This window comes from Methylobacterium aerolatum (assembly GCF_022179085.1).
Lineage (GTDB): Bacteria > Pseudomonadota > Alphaproteobacteria > Rhizobiales > Beijerinckiaceae > Methylobacterium > Methylobacterium aerolatum.
In genome coordinates this window covers 1-20,639 of the sequence record NZ_BPQE01000001.1, presented here as the reverse complement: position 1 = coordinate 20,639, position 20,639 = coordinate 1, and the positions used below count along the sequence as shown (strand labels likewise).

19 protein-coding genes are annotated in these 20,639 nt (G+C 71.8%); 9 read left to right on the top strand and 10 right to left on the bottom strand.

The window, feature by feature from the left end; translation table 11 throughout:
• Window positions 1-119: 119 nt before the first annotated feature.
• Together glgX and MFF06_RS00090 are read right to left on the bottom strand one after the other, a co-directional pair.
• A complete protein-coding gene (glgX, locus tag MFF06_RS00095; RefSeq protein WP_238200938.1) occupies window positions 120-2,231 on the bottom strand; it encodes a glycogen debranching protein GlgX in 2,112 nt (703 codons plus the stop codon).
• Between the two features lie 25 nt (window positions 2,232-2,256).
• The gene (locus MFF06_RS00090) at window positions 2,257-3,678 is read right to left on the bottom strand and encodes an alpha,alpha-trehalose-phosphate synthase (UDP-forming) (RefSeq protein ID WP_238200937.1); all 1,422 of its coding nucleotides are present in this window, start codon (window positions 3,676-3,678) and stop codon (window positions 2,257-2,259) included.
• Between the two features lie 287 nt (window positions 3,679-3,965).
• On the opposite strand from MFF06_RS00090, the gene MFF06_RS00085 reads away from it, so the two are divergent.
• The 4 genes from MFF06_RS00085 to MFF06_RS00070 all read left to right on the top strand — a co-directional run bounded on the left by MFF06_RS00085 (window position 3,966) and on the right by MFF06_RS00070 (window position 6,105).
• The gene (locus MFF06_RS00085; RefSeq protein ID WP_238200936.1) at window positions 3,966-4,490 is read left to right on the top strand and encodes a hypothetical protein; all 525 of its coding nucleotides are present in this window, start codon (window positions 3,966-3,968) and stop codon (window positions 4,488-4,490) included.
• Window positions 4,491-4,493: 3 nt separating this feature from the next.
• Window positions 4,494-4,904 (top strand): phage holin family protein, encoded by a 411-nt coding sequence (locus tag MFF06_RS00080; RefSeq protein WP_238200935.1) that lies wholly within the window; start codon window positions 4,494-4,496, stop codon window positions 4,902-4,904.
• A gap of 19 nt (window positions 4,905-4,923) precedes the next feature.
• Window positions 4,924-5,295 (top strand): DUF3618 domain-containing protein, encoded by a 372-nt coding sequence (locus tag MFF06_RS00075; RefSeq protein WP_238201010.1) that lies wholly within the window; start codon window positions 4,924-4,926, stop codon window positions 5,293-5,295.
• 96 nt (window positions 5,296-5,391) lie between these two features.
• Entirely contained in the window at window positions 5,392-6,105 is a 714-nt protein-coding gene (locus MFF06_RS00070; protein ID WP_238200934.1) for a hypothetical protein, read from the top strand.
• Between the two features lie 49 nt (window positions 6,106-6,154).
• On the opposite strand, the gene MFF06_RS00065 is transcribed toward MFF06_RS00070, so the two are convergent.
• From MFF06_RS00065 to MFF06_RS00055, 3 genes are all read right to left on the bottom strand, one after another.
• A complete protein-coding gene (locus MFF06_RS00065) occupies window positions 6,155-7,681 on the bottom strand; it encodes a malonate--CoA ligase (RefSeq protein WP_238201009.1) in 1,527 nt (508 codons plus the stop codon).
• A 172-nt stretch (window positions 7,682-7,853) separates the two neighbouring features.
• On the bottom strand, window positions 7,854-9,272 hold the full coding sequence (locus MFF06_RS00060; protein WP_238200933.1) for a malonyl-CoA decarboxylase: 1,419 nt from the start codon (window positions 9,270-9,272) through the stop codon (window positions 7,854-7,856).
• Window positions 9,273-9,479: 207 nt separating this feature from the next.
• A complete protein-coding gene (locus MFF06_RS00055; RefSeq protein WP_238200932.1) occupies window positions 9,480-9,671 on the bottom strand; it encodes a hypothetical protein in 192 nt (63 codons plus the stop codon).
• Between the two features lie 151 nt (window positions 9,672-9,822).
• Between MFF06_RS00055 and MFF06_RS00050 the strand changes: the two genes are divergently transcribed.
• On the top strand, window positions 9,823-11,142 hold the full coding sequence (locus MFF06_RS00050; protein WP_238200931.1) for an MFS transporter: 1,320 nt from the start codon (window positions 9,823-9,825) through the stop codon (window positions 11,140-11,142).
• A gap of 87 nt (window positions 11,143-11,229) precedes the next feature.
• Here the strand turns inward: MFF06_RS00050 and cobD are convergent, their stop codons facing one another.
• On the bottom strand, window positions 11,230-12,249 hold the full coding sequence (gene cobD, locus MFF06_RS00045) for a threonine-phosphate decarboxylase CobD (protein ID WP_238200930.1): 1,020 nt from the start codon (window positions 12,247-12,249) through the stop codon (window positions 11,230-11,232).
• Between cobD and cbiB the strand changes: the two genes are divergently transcribed.
• From cbiB to MFF06_RS00030, 3 genes are all read left to right on the top strand, one after another.
• Window positions 12,244-13,233, top strand: coding sequence for an adenosylcobinamide-phosphate synthase CbiB (gene cbiB, locus MFF06_RS00040; RefSeq protein WP_238200929.1), 990 nt, complete (start codon window positions 12,244-12,246; stop codon window positions 13,231-13,233). The genes cobD and cbiB overlap by 6 nt on opposite strands.
• 355 nt (window positions 13,234-13,588) lie before the next feature.
• Entirely contained in the window at window positions 13,589-14,515 is a 927-nt protein-coding gene (locus tag MFF06_RS00035) for a glycosyltransferase family 2 protein (protein ID WP_238200928.1), read from the top strand.
• 459 nt (window positions 14,516-14,974) lie between these two features.
• Complete coding sequence (locus MFF06_RS00030) at window positions 14,975-15,925, top strand: glycosyltransferase family 8 protein (RefSeq protein WP_238200927.1); 951 nt, start codon at window positions 14,975-14,977, stop codon at window positions 15,923-15,925.
• A 70-nt stretch (window positions 15,926-15,995) separates the two neighbouring features.
• On the opposite strand, the gene MFF06_RS00025 is transcribed toward MFF06_RS00030, so the two are convergent.
• Genes MFF06_RS00025 through MFF06_RS00010 form a run of 4 tightly spaced genes read right to left on the bottom strand, consistent with a single transcriptional unit; the run spans window position 15,996 to window position 19,330 of the window.
• On the bottom strand, window positions 15,996-16,304 hold the full coding sequence (locus MFF06_RS00025) for a DUF6285 domain-containing protein (RefSeq protein WP_238200926.1): 309 nt from the start codon (window positions 16,302-16,304) through the stop codon (window positions 15,996-15,998).
• Between the two features lie 14 nt (window positions 16,305-16,318).
• On the bottom strand, window positions 16,319-17,347 hold the full coding sequence (locus MFF06_RS00020) for a phosphotransferase family protein (protein ID WP_238200925.1): 1,029 nt from the start codon (window positions 17,345-17,347) through the stop codon (window positions 16,319-16,321).
• Window positions 17,348-17,349: 2 nt separating this feature from the next.
• Window positions 17,350-18,117, bottom strand: a complete 768-nt coding sequence (locus MFF06_RS00015; protein ID WP_238200924.1) for an SDR family NAD(P)-dependent oxidoreductase — start codon at window positions 18,115-18,117, stop codon at window positions 17,350-17,352.
• Window positions 18,118-18,124: 7 nt separating this feature from the next.
• A complete protein-coding gene (locus MFF06_RS00010; protein WP_238200923.1) occupies window positions 18,125-19,330 on the bottom strand; it encodes an acyl-CoA dehydrogenase family protein in 1,206 nt (401 codons plus the stop codon).
• A 194-nt stretch (window positions 19,331-19,524) separates the two neighbouring features.
• Here MFF06_RS00010 and MFF06_RS00005 point away from each other — a divergent pair, with 194 nt between their 5' ends.
• Window positions 19,525-20,457, top strand: a complete 933-nt coding sequence (locus MFF06_RS00005) for an AEC family transporter (protein ID WP_238200922.1) — start codon at window positions 19,525-19,527, stop codon at window positions 20,455-20,457.
• Window positions 20,458-20,639 lie beyond the last annotated feature (182 nt).

Below are 20,639 nucleotides of genomic sequence, written 5' to 3'. Positions count from 1 at the left end.
GAAGGCGCCGGAGATAATCCGGTTCCCGCGTGCCACACGTAGCGCGCGAGACGGAGAAGGGGATGCCGCCGGACGCATGGCTGAGACGAGGGGAGCGTCGTCCGAGAGGGCGGAGCGGCTTACGACACGCCCGCCGGCCCAACGAAGGCCCCCGAGGCGGTGAGCACCTGCACCGAGCGTCCCGGCAGGGAGACGGTGCCCACGGCCGGGATGGCGGGCGCGTCCGGGGGCGGGGCGCCGGTGGGCCTCGTGGTGTCGAGGGCCGGGAGCCAGGGGCCGCCGACGATCGGGGCGAGGCGGAAGGGGATGGCCTCCTCCCCGGCATTGAACAGGATCAACAGCCGGTCGGCCTCGGTCCGGTCGTTGCCGATCTGCATGCCGAAGACCCGCAGCCCGTCGTCGCCCCACTGGGCGCCCGTCATCTCGCAGCCGTCCGCGCTCAGCCAGTGGACGTCGCGCAGGGGCTCCTCGGGGTCGATCAGTTCACCCGTGAAGAAGGCCCGGCGGCGCAGCGCCGGCTGCGCCCGGCGGAAGGCGACGAGGCGGGCGACGAAGTCCGTCAGGCTCGGATCGGGGTCGCTCGTCCAGTCCATCCAGCTCGTCGGGTTGTCCTGGGCGTAGGCGTTGTTGTTGCCGCCCTGCGAGCGCGAGCGCTCGTCGCCCATGAGCAGCATCGGCACGCCCTGCGCGAGGAGGACCGTCGCCAGCATGTTGCGCTTCTGGCGGGCGCGGAGCGCCAGCACCGCGGGGTCGTCGGTGTCGCCCTCGACGCCGTAGTTGCGGCTGACGTTGTGGCCGTGGCCGTCGCGGTTGTCCTCGCCGTTGGCGTGGTTGTGCTTCTCCTCGTAGGAGACCACGTCGGCCAGGGTGAAGCCGTCGTGGCTGGCGATGAAGTTGATGCTGGCCAGCGGCGAGCGGCCGGAGGCGGCGAAGGTCTCGCGCGAGCCGGTGAGACCCTGGGTGAGCTTGGCGAGCGTGCCGGAATCACCCCGCCAGAAGCCGCGTGTGGCATCGCGAAAGCGGTCGTTCCACTCGCTCCAGCCCCGCGGGTAGCCGCCGAGCTGGTAGCCGCCCATGCCGATGTCCCACGGCTCGGCCACCATCTTCACCCGGGCGAGCACGGGATCCTGCGCCACCGCCTGGAAGAAGGCGGCGCGGGGGGTGAAGTCCACGGGCGAGCGGCCGAGGCTGGAGGCGAGGTCGAAGCGGAAGCCGGCGATGCCGTAGGCGGAGACCCAGTGGCGCAGGGAATCGAGCGCCATCTGCATCACGCGGGGATGGCTGACGTCGAGGGTGTTGCCGCAGCCGGTGCAGTCGAGCGCCTTGCCCGGGTCGGCGGGGTCGGCCTTGTAGTAGCTCGCGTTGTCGATCCCGCGGAAGCTCAGGGTCGGGCCGGTGAGGTCGCCCTCGGCGGTGTGGTTATAGACCACGTCGAGCCAGGTCTCGATGCCGGCGGCGTTGAGTTCGCGGATCGCCGCCTTCAGGCTGCCGATCCCGCCCTCCCCCAGGTAGCGGGGATCGGGGGCGAAGTAGTTGTAGGGCTGGTAGCCCCAGAAGTTCACGAGGCCCTTGTCCGTCAGGAACCGGTCGTCCGCGAAGGTCTGGATCGGCAGCAGTTCCAGGGCGGTGACGCCGAGCTTCACGAGATGCTCGATGATCGCCGGATGGGCCATTGCGCCGTAGGTGCCCCGCTCCTGCTCGGGGATGTCGGGATGGGTCCGGGTTAGCGCCTTGACGTGCGCCTCGTAGATCACCGTCTCGGCGAGGGGGCGGCGCACCGGGGTGAGGGCGAGGTCGGGCACGTCGGGGGCGGTGACGACACCGCGCGGCACGTAGACGGCGCTGTCGCGGCGGTCGATCCGGTCCGGCCGGGTCAGGCTCCGGCGGTGGCTGTAGAGGGCGTCGTGCCAGCGGATCCGGCCCCGGATCTCCCGCGCATAGGGGTCGAGGACGAGCTTCGAGGCGTTGAAGCGGTGGCCCCGGGCCGGGTCCCAGGGGCCGTGGACCCGGTAGCCGTAGAGCTGGCCCGGCAGCACGCCCCGGAGGTAGCCGTGCCAGACGTCGTCCGTGCGGCAGGGCAGGCGGACGGTGCGGGTCTCGTGCCGCTCGCCCGGCTCGAACAGGCACAGGTCCACCGCGGTCGCGTGTTCGGAGAACAGGGCGAAGTTGACCCCGCGCCCGTCGAAATGGGCGCCGAGGGGGGCCGGCACCCCGTCATCGACGGCGATCATGGGAGAGGTCCGGTCTGGGGGATGGCTATTCTGCCGCCGCCGCGGTGGTCGGAGGTTCGCGCTCCGTGGTGCGGAAGGCTTCGAGCTCCGCCAGGAAGTTGCGCGCCCACCAATCCACGTCCTCGCGGGCCATGCGCTCGGCCATGGGGCGCCAGCGGGCCACGCGCTCGGCCTTGGGCATGTAGAGCGCCATGCGGATCGCCTCGGCCACCTCGAAGCGGTCGTAGGGGTTCACCAGCAGGGCCTCGGGCAGTTGCCGCGCCGCGCCCGCGAACTTCGAGAGCACCAGCACGCCGGGGTCGTCCTCCCCCTGCGCAACGACGTACTCCTTGGCCACGAGGTTCATCCCGTCGCGCATCGGCGTGACGAGGCCGACCCGGGCCGTGCGGTAGAGACCCGCGAGGACGGGGCGGGGATACGCCTTGGTGATGTACTGGATCGGCGTCCAGGCCGGATCGCCCAGCGAGCCGTTGATCTCGCCCACCTTCTCGTTCACCTCGCGGGCGAGTTGCTCGTATTCCGGTACCTCGCTGCGGGATTTCGGGGTGATCTGGATGTAGGTGACGTTGCCGCGCTGGTCGGGATTGGAGGCGAAGAAGCTCTCCACCGCCTCCATCCGCTCGGGCACGCCCTTGGAATAGTCGAGCCGGTCCACGCCGATCAGCAGCTTGCGGGTGCGCAGGCCCGCCATGGTCTCGCGCACCACCTTGTTGGTGGAGGCCTTGTCGGCCGCCTCCTGGAAGCCCGCCACGTCGATGCCGATGGGGAAGCTCTTGATCCGGGTGCGCCGCCCGTCGACCATCAGGGAGCCGCCGCCCAGGGGAATGGCCCGGAGCGAGTCGATGAGGTTGCGCTGCAGGTTCTGCACGTCCGGGTCGGTCTGCAGGCCGATCAGGTCGTAATCGACGATGGCGCGCAGCAACTCGCCGCTCGCGGGCAGGGAGTTGAACACGTCTGCCGCCGGCCACGGGATGTGGTGGAAGTAGCCGATCGGGTTGTCGAGGCCGAGGCCGCGCAGCTCGGCGGCCAGCGGCAGCAGGTGGTAGTCGTGGACCCAGATGATGTCCTCGGGCTCCACGAGCTTGGCGAGCGCCCGCGCGAAGGTGCGGTTCACCCGGCTGTAGCCGGAATAGTCCGAGCGCGAGAAGGCGCCCAGACCAAGCCGGTAATGCATGATCGGCCAGAGGGCGCGGTTCGCGAAGCCGGCATAGTATTCCGCGTGGTCCCGGGGGGAGAGATCGACGACGGCGTACTGCACCCGGCCCCGGTCGATGAGCGTCGGCTCCTCGGAGGGCTCCTCGGTGATCCGCCCGCTCCAGCCGAACCACAGACCCTCGTAGGCGCTGAACGCCTCCTTGACCGCCACCGCCAGACCGCCCGCCGCGACGGCCTTGCCGCCCTCCTCCGGGACCGCCACGCGGTTCGATACGATCACAAGGCGTGCCACGCGGGTGGGCTCCCGTTCCTGGCGCGAAAAGCCCGCGCCGACGCACAGATACCGTGTGTAGAACGCGCAGGACTGAGGCGCGATCCTTAACGCCGTCAACCCAAGCGCGAAGCTCGGTGCAGGTCAAGCATGGGCGAGGCACCGCACCCAGGAGCATCGCTCATGCCACCCCCTCCCCCGGTGGCATGGAAAGGGGCGGCTTTCCGCGCGACAAGCGAGGAACTGTCGCAGGCTGAGCCGGTTACTCAGCCGTCGCGGGAGCCCGCGGCACGAGGAGTATCGTCACGATGGCCGGACCCGAATTCCCGCACGATTCGCCGCAGGGCGCGGCTGGAGAGACCGCCGGCGAGACCGGCCGCGAGGGCGAGCGGGTGAAGGCCGAGTGGCGCGGCCTCCAGGGCGACGTCGAGAACCTCGCCGGGGTCGCGGCGGAGCAGGGGCGCGGCCTCCTCGACGCGGCCCGGCTGCAGGCCCAGGATTACGTGGAGCGGCGCAAGGGCGAGGCCGCCCAGTCCGTGCAGGACCTCGCGCGCTCGCTCCGGGGCTCCGGCCGGGACATGGCCGACAAGCCGCATGTGCGCGCCTTCTTCGACAGCGCGGCGGACGGGCTGGAGACCCTCGGCACCTCGATCGAACGCCGCAGCCTCGCCGACTTCTACGGCGAGGCCGAGTCCTTCGCCCGGCGGGCGCCCGTGGCGGTGGCGGTCGGGACCTTCATGGTCGGGCTGCTCGCGGCCCGCTTTATCAAGTCGTCGAACACCGTGGACGAGCACGGCACCGTCGGCGACCCCCGCGACAGCTTCAGGGCCTGAACCATGAGCCAAGGTTCCGATCCGCGCCAGGCGGCCTCCAGCATCCAGAGCCTGATCGGCGACGCCCTGCGCGAGACCAACGACCTCGCCCGCAAGGAGATCGCCCTGTTCCGGGCGGAGATGGCGGGCAACGTCCGGCAACTCGTCCTCGGGCTCGCCTGCATGATCGGCGCGGCGGTCTTCGCCGTCGTCGCGCTGCTGGTGCTGATCGACGCCTTCGTGAAATGGCTCGCCACCGTGGTCGGCTCGGAATGGCTCGCGGCCCTGATCGTCGGCGGCACCCTCGTCGTCCTCGCCGTCGGCATGGCCCTGTGGGCCCGGAGCGTGCTCTCGCTCTCGACCCTCGCGCCGACCCGCACCACCCGTCAGGTTCGACAGGACGCCCAGGCCCTGTCCGAACGCGTCTCCGGATGAGAAAGCCGTCATGAGTTCGATGAACGACCTCGAGCGCGAGATCGAGGAGAGCCGCGCCCGTCTCGACGAGACGATCGACCAGATCCAGGGTCGCCTCTCCGTCCCGAACCTCGTGGACGAGATGCTCGGGAACGCCCGGCGCGTGCCGCAGCTCGCCAACACCTACGACACCGTCCTCGACGCCGTGCGGCGCAACCCCGTGCCGGTGCTGCTGATCGCGGCCGGCGTCGGCATGCTGTTCAGCCGGATGGGCAAGGAGGCGGAGCGTCGCCGCACCCACCTGTCGGCGGCCCGGGTGGACACCCTGACCACCGACGCGGTGCGCGACTACGATCCCGACGCCCCGGCGGCCCGCCCGACCCACGATCCGGTGGCCAAGACCGAGCTCTAAGCGAGACCGAACTCCGAGCCCCGCCCCGCGGCAGCGCTCACCCGACCGTCCGGCCCCCTCCGGGCGGAGGCCCCGCACAAGCGTAAGGACACGATCATGACCGACACGTCCGGCTCCAAGGCGGGTGATCCGCTCCACTCCGACGCGGCCCCCGCCGCCGCGGGCGACCACACCCTGCGGCCCGACCCGCACGGTCTCGCCGACCCGCTGCATCCCGCCGGTCGTGCCGACGACATGAGCCTGCGGCCCGATCCCGAGGGGCTGCACGACCCCCGCCCCCGGTCCTCCGCCTCCGGCACGGCCTCCGACCTCGCGGACCGGGCGCGGGAGCGCCTCTCGGGTCTGGCGGACGAGGTCCACGACCGGCTCGGAGGCTCGGCGGATCAGGCCCGCGAGCGCGCCGGCGCCGTCTACGACGAGGCACGGGAGCGGGCGGGCGAACTGCACCGCCGCAACATGCGCCGCCTCGACGACCTCACCGTGCAGGGCCTCGAGGGTCTCCAGCGGGGCCGCACCACCGTCGAGCGGTTCGTGGACGACAACCCGCTCCTCGTGGGCGTGGTCGGCGTCGCCGCCGGCCTGCTCCTGGGGGCGCTGCTGCCCCGGACCCGGCAGGAGGACCGCAACCTCGGCCCCTACGCCGACGAGGTTCGGGACCAGGGTCTGCGCTACGCCCGGGAGATGACCCACCGGGGCCGGGAGTTCGTCCAGTCCGCCCTCGACTCCGACAACCTGAACGAGGTGGTCCGCAAGGCGACGGGCGCCGACGAGACGCCGCCGCAGGGCGAGCGGCGCGAGCATAATCTCTGATCGGCTTCCGAAGGCCAGCCGACGCTTGCGAAGATGGCGGGGCGCGGGATCACGCGCCCCCGAACAACCCCTTGTACTCGTCCCTCAGCAGGTTCTTCTGCACCTTGCCCATGGTGTTGCGCGGCAGCTCGTCCACGAACAGGACGCGCTTGGGGCACTTGAACTTGGCGAGCCGCCCTTCGAGGTCGGCCACGACGGCGGCCTCGTCCGGGGCGCCCGCCCCGCCGACCACCACCGCGGTCACGGCCTCGCCGAAATCGGGATGGGGCAGGCCGATCACCGCCGACTCGACGATGCCGTCGAGGCCGTCGATCTCGGTCTCGACCTCCTTCGGATAGACGTTGAAGCCGCCCGAGATGATCAGGTCCTTGCCCCGCCCGACGATGTGGACGTAGCCTTTGCCGTCGACCTTGCCGAGGTCGCCGGTGATGAAGAACCCGTCCGGCTTGAACTCGGCGGCCGTCTTCTCGGGCATCCGCCAGTAACCCTTGAACACGTTGGCGCCCTTCACCTCGATCATGCCGACCTCGTCCGGGCCAAGGGGCGCCCCCGTCTCGGGATCGACCACCCGCAGGTCGACGCCCGGCAGGGGGAAGCCTACCGTCCCGGCGATCCGCTCCCCGTCATAGGGGTTCGAGGTGCTCATGTTGGTCTCGGTCATGCCGTAGCGTTCGAGGATGGCGTGGCCGGTCCGGGCCTGCCATTCCCGGTGGGTCTCGGCCAGCAGCGGCGCCGAGCCGGAGGTGAACAGGCGGATGGTGCGGGCGACCTCCTTCGTCAGGCCCGGCTCCTTGAGCAGGCGGGTGTAGAAGGTCGGCACGCCCATCATGGCCGTCGCCCGCGGCATCCGCTCCAGGATCGCCTTCACATCGAGCCGGGGCAGGAACAGCATCGTCCCGCCGCTCGCGAGCACGGTGTTCGTCGCCACGAACAGGCCGTGGGTGTGGAACACCGGCAGGGCGTGGATCAGCACGTCGTCGGCGGTGAAGCGCCAAGCCTCGACCATCACCAGCGCGTTGGAGGCGAGGTTGTCGTGGCTCAGCATGGCGCCCTTCGAGCGACCGGTGGTCCCCGATGTGTAGAGGATCGCGGCCAGATCCTCCGGCCCCCTCGGCACGTCGGCGAAGGCCGCGCCGTCCTGCCCGTCCGCCGCATCGGCGGCGCTGCCCTTGCCCGCCCCGTCGAGGGTCCAGACGTGGCGGACGGAGGCGGTCGCCGTGCCCAGCGCCTCGCGCTTGCCGGGATCGCAGACAAACACCGTCGGTGCGGCGTCGCCCAGGAAGTAGCCGATCTCCGCCGGGGTGTAGGCGGTGTTCAGCGGCAGGAACACCGCCCCCGCCCGCACGGCGCCGAGATAAAGGAAGACGAACTCCGCGCTCTTCTCCGCCTGGACGGCCACCCGGTCCCCCGGCGCGACGCCCGCCGCGACGAGGGCGGCGGCGTAGGCTCCGGACCGGGCGAGGAGGTCGGAATAGGAGAACCGCGTGCCCTCGTGGGTCTCGATGACCGTCTTGGCGGGGTCCTTGGCGAAATCGGAGATGCCGCGACGGACGAGGGAGAAGAGGTGGTTCGTCATCAGGGGGCCGAAGGTGAGCGACTGGCGTCTTTCCCGCCTCATTAGCCGCCCCGCCCGCCTCCTGCGAGCCCTTTCGGGCGGCAAGCCGTTGTCCGGCTGAGGGAAAGGCCCCGCCGGAGGCGAACTCACCCCCGTTGCGGAACGCCCTGGAGCGCGGGGGAGCCGGCGCGCCTCACGCGTCGGCCAGCGCCACGGCCCGGGGCGGCGGGAGCTTCGCCCGCAATTCGCGGCTCACGGCGGAGGAGGCCGCCACCGTGCCGAGGTTCGCGTAGGTCTCGTGATTCTTCTCGATCGCGCCGAGGTCGTAGAGGTAGTTGACCATCAGCCCATGCGACTGGCTCAGACCCTTGGACGAGACGTCGCCGAGGAAGTTGATGCGCTCCAGCCGGGCGCCGTTGCCGAGATGGAACCGCGCCACCGGGTCGAGGGGCCGCCCGCGTTCGTTCTTGGCCCGGAGGAAATAGGCCGCCGCCGCCGGGATCAGCGCCTTGCGCACCGTCTCGGACAGGGCCTTGTCCTCTTGCCAACCGGGGATGTCGAGGCCGCGCAGGGCCTCGATGTCCTCGGGCACGAGGCCCTGCGGGCTGTCCGCCCGGCGCTCGCGGGCGAGCCACGCCGAGAAGCCCGGCACGGGGGACAGGGTGACGAAGGTCTTCAGGCTCGGGATCTCGCGGGCGAGGTCCTCCACCACCTGCTTGATCAGGAAGTTGCCGAAGGTCACGCCCGCCAGCCCCTTCTGGCAGTTCGAGATGGAGTAGAAGATCGCCGTGGTCGCCGCCCGCGGCGCCAGGGGCTTGCGGTCCTTCGAGAGGATCGGCGCGATGGCCGGGGCGATGGCGTCGGTGAGCGCCACCTCCACGAAGATCAGCGGCTCGTCCGCCAGCGCCGGGTGGAAGAAGGCGAAGCAGCGCCGGTCCGGCGGCTCGATCCGCGCGCGCAGGTCGTCCCAGTCGGCGATGGCGTGCACCGCCTCGTAGCGGATGATCTTTTCGAGGATGTGCGCGGGCGTCGTCCAGTCGATGTGGCGCAGCACCAGGAAGCCACGGTTGAACCACGAGGCGAACAGGTGCTCGAAATCCGAATCGAGGCTGTCGGCGGCGTCGAGGAGGACGGGGTCGGACTGGCCGTCCCGTGCCTCCTTGCGGAGGTCGCGGCGCAGGTCGAACAGGTCCTCGCGCATCCGCACGAGGCTCAGCGTCCCGCCGCCGGCGAGGTTGAGGCGGCGGATCAGTTCCTGGCTGCGGGCCTCGGCGGCCTCGTGGAGGGTGCCGAGGCGGGCGCGGCTCGGGGCGGCGAGGTAGGCGCTGATCGCCGCATCGACGGCCCGGTGGTCCGCGCCGAAATCGACGGCGATCGCCTTCAGGAAGGCGTGCCGCTCCGGGGTGGCGAGGCCGGCGTAGCGATCGAGGATGGCCCTGGCCAGGGCGACGCCGGAAGCCTCGCCCCGGCGGGAGATGAGGTCGTCGCACAGACGGGCGAGTTCGGATGCGCCGGCCCGGCCCGCCAGATCGCCTCGCCCGAGGCCCACAAGATCGCGGCCCCGGTCGCTGATGGTCTGCAGCAGGTCGCCGAAGAAGGAGATCGCCGCCATCGCCCCCGCCTGACTCCCATCCGTCCCGTCGCCGGCCCTGCGCGCGGCGTACCGGGGAAGCTAGAGCATTTTTGTCCGAAGGGGATGACGGACGCCCGAATCCCGTCTCCGGTGGAGTGCGGAACCGCGGCCCGGAGGCTTGCGTCGCCCGCCGGGGGCTTGCCTTGACCGCCGGGGGCTTGCGCCGCCCGCCGGTCGCGTGCCCCGTCAGGAGCGCGCCGCCATCAGGGCGAGGTCCGCCCGCTCGCGCCAGTCGCTCACGCCGTGCTGACGGGCGAAGCGCAACTCGGCCGCGCGCCGGGCCCGCACGGGATCGCGCGCGCGCTGGATTTCCACGGAGCCGATCGTGAACGGCACCCCGAGGATCTCCTTGGCGAAATCGATCCGGTAGTTTGGCATTCCGTGCTCCTCGACTGCAGTTCCCGCGACTCCTTGAAGGGAACGGATAGGCGCCCCCGATCGTAGGATCATCGGAGGCCCGGACGCCAGGGGCGCAGGTTCGCTATCCAAGCCTCATGCCGCGCCATCTCGCGCGGCGCGAGGAATTGATATGGGGACAGCCCGCCCGAGTTGCAGTGGGCGCGGGGCGGGGTGCGGCCATGCGGCCCTGCCGGTTGCCGAGCCCCCGGATCCGGGACATTCCGCGCACCGCACAGATCCCGTCATCCGACCGCGAGAGCCTGTCCTGTCCGCCTCCTCCTCCCCCGCACCCCTCGACGGGAAGGCCCGTCTCGGCCTGACCCTGATCGCGGGGGGCGCCGTCGCCAACATCTATTACAATCAACCCCTTCTCGGCCTGATCGTGGCCGAGTTCGGCGAGGGGGCGGCCCTGTGGGTGCCCACCACCGCCCTGGTCGGCTACGGCCTCGGCATCGTGGCCCTGGTGCCGCTGGGCGATGCCCTGCCCCGCCGCCGCCTCATCGTGCTGCAATGCCTCGCCATGGCGCTGGCCCTGCTCGCCGTCGGCCTGAGCGGCAACCTCGTCATGCTGGCGCTGGCTCACCTCCTCGTGGGCGTGCTGGCCTCGGCGGCGCAGCAGGCGGTGCCCTTCGCCGCCGAACTCGCCCCCGACGCGACTCGCGGCCGGATCGTCGGCCAGGTGATGACCGGGCTGTTCACCGGCATCCTGCTCGCCCGCACGGTGAGCGGCTTCCTCGGCGCGCATCTCGGCTGGCGCCCCGTCTTCCTCGTCGCCTCGGGGGTCGCCCTGGCGATGGCGGGCGTCGCGGCGGCCACCCTGCCGCACACGCCGCAGACCCAGCGCCTGCGCTACCGGGCGCTGATGGTCTCGATCATCGGCCTCGCCCGCAGCCAGCCGGTGCTGCGGACGGCGAGCCTGTCGCAGGGGCTGCTCTTCGCGAGCTTCAACGCCTTCTGGGCGACCTTGGCCCTGCAGGTCGAGGGCCCGGCCTTCGGGCTGAGCGCGGCCGGCGCCGGGCTGTTCGGCGTCATCGGCGTCTGCGGCGCGATCGTGGCGCCCCTCTCCGGCCGCTTCACCGACAAGCGGGGCGCGCGGCCCGTGGTGCTCGGCGGCAGCCTCCTCGTGGTCCTGTCCTTCCTGATCCTGTGGGCCGGGGGCTCGTGGTCGCTCGTCGCCATCGCGATCGGGGTGCTGCTCATCGACATCGGGATCAACAGCGCGCTGATCGCCAACCAGACCCGCGCCTACGCCCTGGTGGCGGGCGCGCGGGGACGGATCAACACCGTCCTGTTCACCACGCTCTTCGCCTTCGCCTCCCTCGGGGCCTATGCGGGCTCGCGGGCCTTCCTGGCCTATGGCTGGCCGGGCGTCTGCGCCGTCGGCCTGCTCTGCTCCGGCCTCGCGGTGGCGGTCTCGGTGTGGGATTTCCGCAAGCCGGCGAAAGGTTAGCCGAGCGGGAGAATTGGGCGAATAGGGAGTCGCGAATCGTTCGGTGGTGGAGCACGATGCGCCCCGCCTCGCGCGGCACCCTATTCGCTATCCACCCTTGAGAACGCGCGACAGCCGGCACCACGCCTCCTTGTCCGGCGGCAGGCCGAAGCGCAGGCGCTCGGGGCGCTCCGCGAAGCGCCGCACGGCGATGCCCGCCTCGCCGAGGCGGCGCCAGAGGCCCGGCCCGTCCGGGAAGTCGGCGGTGCGGAACAGGACCGTGCCGCCGACGACGCGGCCTCCGGCCCGGATCATCATCCGGTCGAGTCGGGCGGCCTCGGCGCCCCGCTCCCGCGCCGCGGCCTCGCGCCACGCCGCATCGTCCAGCGCGGCGGCCCCGACGGCCTGGGCCGGGCCGGAGACCGACCAGGGCCCGAGGGCCTCCGCGATCCGCGCCGCGACACCCGGCTCGGCGACGGCGAAGCCGAGCCGCAGGCCCGCGAGCCCGTAGGTCTTGCCGAAGGAGCGCAGCACCACGAGGCCGGGTCCCGGATGGGCGCACAGGCTCTCCGCCGGCTCGAGGTCGCAGAAGGCCTCGTCCGCGACGAGGAGCCCGCCCCGCCCCTCCATCGCGCCCGCGAGCGCCAGACGGTCCCTCAGGGCGTGGGTCCGCCCGTCCGGGTTGTTCGGATCGACCAGCACCACGACCGCCGCGTCGCCGACCGCCGCGATGTCCGTCACCGTCTCCACGGCGTGCCCGGCCCGGCGCCACGCCGCGGCGTGCTCGGCGTAGGTCGGCCCGACGACGGCGACGCGCGTCCTCGCCACGAGGCGCGGCAGGGTCTCGATCAGGATCTGCGTGCCGGGCGCCGGGACCACATGGGCGGCGTCCGGCGCGCCGTAGGCCCGGGCGGCGGCCGCGCGCAGGGCCGCGTCGCCCTCGGCGGAGGGCAGGCGCGTCCAGGCCCTGGTCTCGATCGCCGGCAGGGGATAGGGGACCGGGTTGATCCCGGTGGAGAGATCGAGCCACGGCTCCGGCGCCGCCGGGAAGGTCCGCCGGAACGCCCCGAGATCGCCGCCGTGGACGATGTCGTCCGGGCGCACAGCCGAGTTCCAGAGAGAATGCATCCGCCCGACACGCTCGCCGTCCTTGTCCTCGCCCTCGGGATCGAGGCGGCGGCCGGCTATCCGGACGGGCTCTACAGGGCCGTCGGCCACCCTGTCACCTGGATCGGCGCGCTGATCGGAACCCTGGACCGCCGCCTGAACCACGGCTCGCCCCGTCGCAGGCGGCTCGCCGGATGCGCCGCCCTCGCCCTCCTGCTCCTCGCCACGGCCCTGCCCGCCCTGCTCCTCACGGAGCTCGCGATCCGGCTCGCCGGCCCTCTCGCCGCCCTGCTGCTCCTCGGCCTCGCCTGCGCCAGCCTGCCCGCGCAGCGCAGCCTCGACCGGCACGTGGCCGACGTCGAGCGCGCGCTCACGACCGGCGGCGTGGAGGCGGGACGCCGGGCGGTGGCGATGATCGTCGGGCGCGACCCCGACCGGCTCGACGAGGCCGCGATCTGCCGGGCCGCCATCGAGAGCCTCGCCGAGAACTTTTCCGACGGGATCGTCGCCCCCGCCGTCTGGATCGGCGCCCTCGGCCTGCCCGGCGGCGCCCTCTACAAGGCGATCAACACCGCCGACAGCATGATCGGCCACCGCACGCCCCGCCACGGGGACTTCGGCTGGGCCTCCGCCCGCCTCGACGACCTCGTGAACCTCCCGGCCTCACGCCTTGCCGGGCTGCTCCTCGCGGCCGCCGCGTGGTGCCACGGGGACGGGGCCGGGGCCGCCCTCCGGGCCATGCGGCGGGACGCCCCGCGCCACCGCTCCCCCAACGCCGGCTGGCCGGAGGCCGCGATGGCCGGCGCCCTCGGCCTCAGCCTCGCCGGCCCGCGCGTCTATGGCGGCACCCTCGTCCCCGACGCCGTGATGGGCGACGGCCGCCGGGAGGCCGGGCCCGGCGACATCGCCCGGGCGCTGCGCCTCTACCGCACCGCCTGCCTGATCCAGGGGGGGCTCGTCGCCGCCCTGCTGCTCGGCGCCTGGGCGGCCCTCGGCACGGGGTGAGACGGGGCGATGAGGCGCCCGCGCCCGCGCCCGCCGCGACCGGGCGGCGCGCACAATTCTGTTGCCTTGCCGCCCCAGGGCGTGCGGCATCCCGTCAGTCGTCTCACGAACTTTTGCAGGTTGACGGGCCGCCCCCTCGGGACCAGCTGACCTGTTTGAGCGTTAAACAGGTTGCCACTGATCAAAAATGATGGCTGGCATGCGCATTCCGGTGGTGCAAATGTCCTCTCTTTTCTGATTTGTCGCACAAACTGCCTATGACTCGCCTGCTCGCCCGCCGAGCGGACGGGTGCAGGCGCGCTCCGACCGGGTTCGTTTGGCTGCGTATCCTGTTGATTCCAAAGGGAGCCGAGTGTTGAAGCAGCCAGTCTTCGTCGCCATCGCCACGGCGGGACGCCGGGAAATCCTGACGGAGACGCTGGGGCTGCTGGCGACGCAGACGGAGCGCCCCAAGACGGTCTTCATCGCACCCTCCTCGGCGGCCGACCTGGACGAGGAGGCGATCCGCGCCCTCGGCCTCGACGTCGTCATCGTGCAGTCCCGCAAGGGCTCCTGCCTGCAGCGCAACGCGATCCTCGACCGCCTCTGCGACCGGCGCGAGGGCGTCGTCCTGTTCCTCGACGACGACTTCTTCGTCGCCCCGACCTACGTCGCCGAACTCTCCGCCGTCTTCACGGCCGACCCCGGCATCGTGCTCGCCTCCGGCGTGGTCCATGCGGACGGCGCGGTGGGGCCGGGCCTGAGCGTACCGGACGCCCACCGGATCCTCGCGGAGACGTTCGATTCGGCCCAGCCGCCGCGCATCGAGCCGATCTACAACGGCTACGGCTGCAACATGGCCGTGAGGCTCTCCGCCGTGAACGAGACGGCGGTGCGCTTCGACGAGGACCTGCCCCTCTACGGATGGCTGGAGGATGTCGATTTCAGCCGGCGGCTCGCGGGCAGCGGGCGCCTGATCCGGAGCCACCGCTTGCAGGGCGTGCATCTCGGCTCGAAGCGCGGGCGTACGCCGGGTCGGCGCCTCGGCTATTCCCAGGTCGCCAATCCCTTCCACCTCATCCGCAAGCGGACCATGTCGCCCCGCCGCGCCCTGGTGCAGATCGGCCGCAACATCTCGGCGAACCTCTGGAAGTCCCTCTCGCCCAAACCCTGGGTCGATCACCGGGGCCGGCTGGAGGGCAACGTCGTCGCGCTGGTCGATCTGATGCGCGGGCGGCTCAAGCCATCGAATGTGTTGACGCGCGATCTCGATGACAAAGTGCTGAAGGAAAAGAATATCTGATCCGGATTGTCATCGGCGGCAAACAATTCCGTACGCCGCACCGATAGACTCCCTCGCATGGGTGATTCATAAGACACTTGAAAGATACTACGGCGCCGACCCCGAAAGGGGTGAGCGGGACGCCGGACACGGCGTCACCGGCGATTCCACGAGAGAGTGTCGGCGGGTGTCCCGATACCGGGAGACGCGGCCGTGTGTCTTGTGCAGTCCCGGCGCCTTTAACCGAACAACCAGAATTTCCGTGTCCGGTCGGTCGTTTGGGCACTCATAAGGCAGTGTTGTGGGCTCGAACCTGACGACTTTCATCGCTATAAGCTGCGCCGCCGTCGCCGCCCGGGCCCCGCTCGAAGGCCGCGACCCGGCGGGGTCGTGCGAGGGCCGGATGCCCCGGCACCCGGATCCGAGCGCCGTGGGGAGCCCGGAGGTCGCGACGCACTCATGGATCAAGCGGGGCGCACGATGACCGCGACGGCCAAGTCCTGTTGGTGCTACGTCGTCAACGAAGGTTACCTCCTGCCCGCCCTGGTCAGCGCGACGCAGCTGCGTTCGCACCTGCACGAGCGGGCCGACGACATCCTGGTCGTCTGCATCGGCGAGGAGACCGACGTCACGCGCGCCGCCGCCCGGGTGGGGCGGGAGCACGGCATCGAGGTCGTCGTCGCCCCCCTGTCCCTCCTGAAGGGCCTGCCGATGTACTGCGCGCGCCTGTTCCTGTGCGACGTGCTCGACGGGCGCGGCTACGACTTCGTGACCTACGCCGATGCCGACACCCAGTTCGTCGGCGACCTCGGCGACCTCGCGGCGGCGCAGCCGCGCGCGGGCAGCCTGCTCGCCGTGCCCGACATCATGTCGATGACGATCAACCATCCCTCGAAGGCGCTCAACGGCTGCAAGGCCTATTTCGACAAGATCGGTATCCCGCCCCGGAACCAGCGGATTTACTTCAACACCGGCGTGATGAAGTTCCGCTCCAGCGATTGGGGGGCCATCTCGCGGGAATGCCTTCAGGTGATGGGCCGACGGCAGGTCAGCGACTTCCTCTATCCCGATCAGGATGCTCTGAACATCGTGATGGACGGCAACCAGACGCTCGCGTCCTTCCGGTGGAACTACCCGGCGTTCTTCATCGGCCGGAAGCTCGACGACATCGTCGCCCCGAGCATCGTGCATTTCATGTCGCGTCCGCGCCCGTGGGACGGCCCGTTCCCGCCCTGGGGCCGCCCGGCCTTCCAGCCCTACCTGACCTTCGTCGAGGCCCACCCGGACTTCGCCCACCTCCTCAAGCCGGCACGGAACGTCCGGCTGGTGCGCTACATGCTCCAGCAGGCGTACAAGCAGGCGACGGAATCGTGGGGCAGCGAGTTCTTCCGCAGCCGGATCGCCCAGTTCGAATCGACCGCCTTCGTCTGATCCGCGCGCGGACCCCTCGGCCGCGTCACCGCCGCGACCGGCTCGTCCCTCGGGCGTCCCCGGCGCCGCGTCAGCCCGCCGACGCCTTCCAGACCCGCGCGGCCACGTCGGCCTGACCCGTCAGGGCCGCGTGGAGGGCGGGGTCGGCATCGTGGCGCCCCCCGCGGATCGCCCGGACGAGGCCGTCATCGGCGCCGGGGCCCCGGGCGGCGTCCGCGAGCGCCTCCGCCTCGCCGATCTCCCGCAGGGCGATGCCGAGGGCATTCGCCACCATCAGCGCCACGTAGCGGGGGCGGCCGGCGAGGGCGGGCACGACCTCTTCTGTGAGCGCCCGGCGGGCGGCCTCGATCAGGGCGGCGCCGGAGGGTTCGTCACGCATCGTCCAAGTCCCCGTCAGCGCCAGGTTGCGGGCGCGGTGGCCCGCAGGATCGCCTGCTCCAGTTCGGGCACCATCCGCCCGGTGAGGGCGAGCTCCAGGGAGAATTCCCGGCCCGAGACGTGGCGCGCGCCCTGCTCCAGGGCGATCACCGCCCAGCGCAGATGCGCCATCACCTCCCAATAGGCGACCGCCTCCGCCGTGAAGCTTCGCCCGCCGCCCAGCGCGTAGCCCCGCTCGAAGGCCGCGCGGGAGCCGATGCCGCCCGCCTCCAGGTCCTTCCGGCCGAAACGCCAGCAGGCGGCGCAGAACCAGCCGAGATCCTGCACCGGATCGCCCCAGCCGGCGAACTCCCAATCGAGGATCGCGGTGAGCCCCGCCCCATCGACCATGTAGTTGCCGGTGCGGAAGTCCCGGTGGACCAGGGTCGGCCCGGCGCAGGGCGGGGCCATGACCTCCGCCCAGCGCAGGCCCCACTCGATGGCCGGTCGCGCCGCCGCGATCCCGTCGAGGCTCCCGCGCAGGCGCGCGACCTCGGCCTTCGCGGGTTCCGGCTCCGGCGGCCCGAGGAAGGCGAGGTCCGGGGGCGGGTCCCGGCGCGGATCAAGGACCGCGTGGATCCTGGCGAGTTCCCGGCCGAGATCCTCGGCGAGCTTTTCCCGGTCGCCGCCCAGCGTCGGATCCTTGACGATGCGCGGCCCGAGGCCGACCCCGTCGACCCGCCCCATGAGGGCGAAGGGCGCGCCGATCACCCCCACGTCGTCGCAGAAGCCCACGGGCTCGGGCACCCGCACGCCCGCGGCGAAGGCCGCCTCCAGCAGGCGGAACTCCTCCTGCCGGGAGCGGCTGGAGGCGATGGTCGCCGCCGCGTCCCGGCGCAGGACGAACTCGCGGGTGACGTCGGCCTGCCGTCCCGTCCCGATCCGGCAGCGCAGCAGGCGGTTCTCCTGGATCGAGCCGCCGCCGAGGGCTTGGCTCTCCTCGATCGTGACGGCGGGCACCCCGAGCCGTCCGGCGATCCACGCGCCGAGCCGCGTCTCGTCCATGGTCAAAGCCCCGACACGAGGTGGCCGCCGTCGACGGCGAGGACGGAGCCGGTCATGTAGCTGCCGGCATCCGAGGCGAGCAGCAGCAGCGCCCCGTCGAGTTCACCCGCCTCCCCGAGGCGGCGCTGGGGCACGCGCCTGATCAGCGCCTTCCCCGGCTCGGAGTCGAAGAACGCCCCGTTCAGGTCGGTGCGCACGTAGCCCGGCGCCAGGGCGTTCACCCGGATGCCGTGGCGCGCCCAATCGAGGGCCATGCTCTTCGTGAGCTGGACGACCGCCGCCTTCGAGGCCGCATAGGGGGCGAGCCCCCCGGCGACCCGCAGGCCCAGGATCGAGGCGACGTTGACGATGCTGCCGCCGGTGCGGGCCGCGACCATGCGCCTGGCCGTGGCCTGGGCGACGAGGAACACCCCCTTCAGGTTGGTGTCGAGCACGCCGTCCCACTCCTCCTCGTCGAGGTCGAGGGTGGGGGTCGTGGCGGTGATGCCGGCATTGTTGACGAGGACCCGCACCGGGCCGAACCGGGCCTCCGCCCGGGCGAGGGCCGCCTCGATGCCCGCGCGGTCGGTCACGTCCATCACCACCGCCTGGGCCTGCCCGCCCTCCGCCTCGACGGCGGCGACGGTCTCGGCCAGCGCCTCCGCCCGGCGGGCGCCGAGGGTGAGTGTCGCGCCGGCTTTGCCCAGCATCAGGGCGAAGTGGCGGCCGAGCCCGCTCGACGCGCCGGTGACCAGCACGTGCCGGCCGGTGAGATCGAAGATGCCGCCCATCGCGCGCCTACTCCCCCGCGTCCCAGCTCCAGAACGCGTCGCCCTCCGCCTCGAGGGTCCGGTTCAGCACCATCTTGTGGACCTCGTCGGCCCCGTCCACGAGGCGCGCCTGCCGGGCGTAGCGGTAGATCCATTCGAGCGGCGTGTCGGTGGAGTAGCCCCGCGCGCCGTTGATCTGGATCGCCGTGTCGGCCGCCGCGTGGAGGAGGTTGGCCACATGGACCTTGGCCATGGAGACCTCCTTGCGGGCGAAGCTGCCCCGGTCCAGCGCCCAGGCGGCCTTGGCCACGAGGAGGCGGCCGATCTCGATGCGCATGGCGAGGTCGCCGAGCATGAGCTGGATGCTCTCCCGGTCGGCCAGCCGCACCCCGAAGCCCTGGCGCACGGCGGCGTATTCGCGGGCGATCTCGACGCAGCGCTTGGAGAGGCCGAGCCAGCGCATGCAATGGGTGAGGCGGGCGGGGCCGAGGCGGATCTGCGTGAGCTTGAGCCCGTCGCCCTCGTTCATCAGCACGTCGGAGGCCGGGATCTCCAGCCCCTCGAAGGCGATCTCGCAATGGCCGCCATGCTCCTCCGGCCCCATGATGGGGATGCGGCGGACGATGTGCCAGCCGGGACTGTCCCGGTGGAACAGGAAGGCGGTGAGGCCCTTGCGGGCGTCGTCCGAGGTCCGCGCCATCAGGATGAAGTGGGCCGCGTCCTCGGCGCCGGTGATGTACCACTTGCGGCCGGTGACCACGTAGCGGTCGCCCCGCCGCTCGGCCCGGGTCTGGATCATGCCGGGGTCGGAACCGCCGCCGGGATGGGGCTCGGTCATGGCGAAGGCCGAGCGGACCTCGCCGCGCACGATCGGATCGAGCCAGCGCGCCTTCTGCGCGGGCGTCGCGACCTTCTCCATCACCATCATGTTGCCGTCGTCGGGGGCGGCGGAGTTGAACACGACGGGCCCGAAGATCGAGCGGTTCATCGCCTCGTAGCAGACCGCCATGCCGACCTTGTCGAGGCCCGCCCCGCCGGTCTCGGGCTTGAGCTGGAGGCACCACAGCCCCTCCGCCTTCGCCAGCGCGCGCAGCCGCTCCAGCTCGGACGGGGCGATGTTGCCGTGGCCGTCATAGGCGGCCGGGTCCCGCTCCAGGGGGATGACGTGACGCTCGACGAAGGCCGCGATACGGGCGCGGTACGCCTCGACGCGCGGGGGAATCGTGAAATCCATGGTGGTCCCGTTGTGAGGCCGGTGCCCGTATGATGTGGGGCATTGGCCGGGTTGGGAAGGGCCGGGGCCTGACAGATCCCGGCGGTGCCGCGGCCGGGATGGCGGTTTCCGCAGGCCGCGGGGATCGTGTAGGGCTCGGCGCTCCTCCGCCCCCGCCGGGGGGGCGGCCCCCCTCCCCCTTGCCGGACGGTGCGATGCAGGCGGTCCTGAACGCGGCGCTGCCGATCTTCGCGCTGATCCTGGTGGGGTTCCTGTGCGGGCGCCTCGGCGTCTTCACCCGGGAGGCGACGGACAACATCAACCGCTTCGCCATCTACCTCGCCCTGCCCGCGCTGATCTTCACCACCATGGCGGGGATCACCCCCGCCGAGATCGGGCAGGTCGGCTTCTCGGCGGCCTTCGCCCTGGGGATCGCGGTGACCTTCGCCATCGCCTACGGGCTCGGACGGCGGCGGGGCGCCTCCGTTGCGGATGCCAGCATCGAGGGGTTGGATGCCGGCTACAGCAACGTCGGCTTCATGGGCATTCCCCTGTGCCTGCTGGTCTTCGGGCACGACGGGCTGCCGGCAGCGGTGATCGCCACGCTGTTCACCGCCTGCGTCCTGTTCCTGACGGTCCTCGCGCTGGTGGAGTTCGACCTGCGCCGGGGCGTCGACCGGGCGAGCACGGTCCGGCGGGTGCTGCTCGCCCTCCTGCGCAACCCGCTCTTCCTCGCGCCCCTCTGCGGGCTCGCGGTGGGGCTCACGGGACTGCCCCTGCCGCTGCCCCTCGAAACCTCGGCGAAGCTTCTGGGCGGGGCGGCCTCGCCCTGCGCGCTGATCTGCATCGGCCTGTTCCTGGCGCAGGAGCGGGCGCAGGGGGGCGACCGGCGGCTGATCGCGCTCCTCGTGGTGCTGAAGCTCGTGGTCCAGCCGGCGGTCACGGCTCTCCTCGTCTTCGCCGTCTTCCCCGTGCCGCCCCTCTGGGCGCGGGCGGCGGTGCTGCTCAGCGCCCTGCCCATCGGCTCCGGCCCCTTCACCATCGCCAAGCTCTACGGGCTGCAGGCGGGCGTGACCTCGGGGGCGATCCTCGTCTCGCACATCGTGTCGGTGGCGACGGTCTCGGCCCTGGTCGCGTGGCTCGGCTGAGGCCGGGCGGGATCAGTCACGAATCCCGGCCGTCCGCCGATTGGCAGGATCGGTCCGAGTGTGGGAGGTATCGCGTCCAGAGACCGGGAGACACCGGCGACGCCCCCGGCGGGCGGTGAGGGAGAGAAGCCATGCGCAGTCCGACGGTCGTCGATCCCATCCGGCAGTGGATCTGAGGGAGG

Coding starts and splice junctions, on each gene's coding strand:
- MFF06_RS00010 (WP_238200923.1), bottom strand. CDS start 19,330: ATGGATTTCACGATTCCCCCGCGCGTCGAGGCGTACCGCGCCCGTATC.
- MFF06_RS00055 (WP_238200932.1), bottom strand. CDS start 9,671: ATGCCAAACTACCGGATCGATTTCGCCAAGGAGATCCTCGGGGTGCCG.
- MFF06_RS00080 (WP_238200935.1), top strand. CDS start 4,494: ATGAGCCAAGGTTCCGATCCGCGCCAGGCGGCCTCCAGCATCCAGAGC.
- MFF06_RS00070 (WP_238200934.1), top strand. CDS start 5,392: ATGACCGACACGTCCGGCTCCAAGGCGGGTGATCCGCTCCACTCCGAC.
- cbiB (WP_238200929.1), top strand. CDS start 12,244: ATGCATCCGCCCGACACGCTCGCCGTCCTTGTCCTCGCCCTCGGGATC.
- MFF06_RS00050 (WP_238200931.1), top strand. CDS start 9,823: ATGGGGACAGCCCGCCCGAGTTGCAGTGGGCGCGGGGCGGGGTGCGGC.
- MFF06_RS00075 (WP_238201010.1), top strand. CDS start 4,924: ATGAACGACCTCGAGCGCGAGATCGAGGAGAGCCGCGCCCGTCTCGAC.
- MFF06_RS00015 (WP_238200924.1), bottom strand. CDS start 18,117: ATGGGCGGCATCTTCGATCTCACCGGCCGGCACGTGCTGGTCACCGGC.
- MFF06_RS00060 (WP_238200933.1), bottom strand. CDS start 9,272: ATGGCGGCGATCTCCTTCTTCGGCGACCTGCTGCAGACCATCAGCGAC.
- MFF06_RS00085 (WP_238200936.1), top strand. CDS start 3,966: ATGGCCGGACCCGAATTCCCGCACGATTCGCCGCAGGGCGCGGCTGGA.
- MFF06_RS00030 (WP_238200927.1), top strand. CDS start 14,975: ATGACCGCGACGGCCAAGTCCTGTTGGTGCTACGTCGTCAACGAAGGT.
- cobD (WP_238200930.1), bottom strand. CDS start 12,249: ATGCATTCTCTCTGGAACTCGGCTGTGCGCCCGGACGACATCGTCCAC.
- MFF06_RS00065 (WP_238201009.1), bottom strand. CDS start 7,681: ATGACGAACCACCTCTTCTCCCTCGTCCGTCGCGGCATCTCCGATTTC.
- MFF06_RS00025 (WP_238200926.1), bottom strand. CDS start 16,304: ATGCGTGACGAACCCTCCGGCGCCGCCCTGATCGAGGCCGCCCGCCGG.
- MFF06_RS00005 (WP_238200922.1), top strand. CDS start 19,525: ATGCAGGCGGTCCTGAACGCGGCGCTGCCGATCTTCGCGCTGATCCTG.
- glgX (WP_238200938.1), bottom strand. CDS start 2,231: ATGATCGCCGTCGATGACGGGGTGCCGGCCCCCCTCGGCGCCCATTTC.
- MFF06_RS00020 (WP_238200925.1), bottom strand. CDS start 17,347: ATGGACGAGACGCGGCTCGGCGCGTGGATCGCCGGACGGCTCGGGGTG.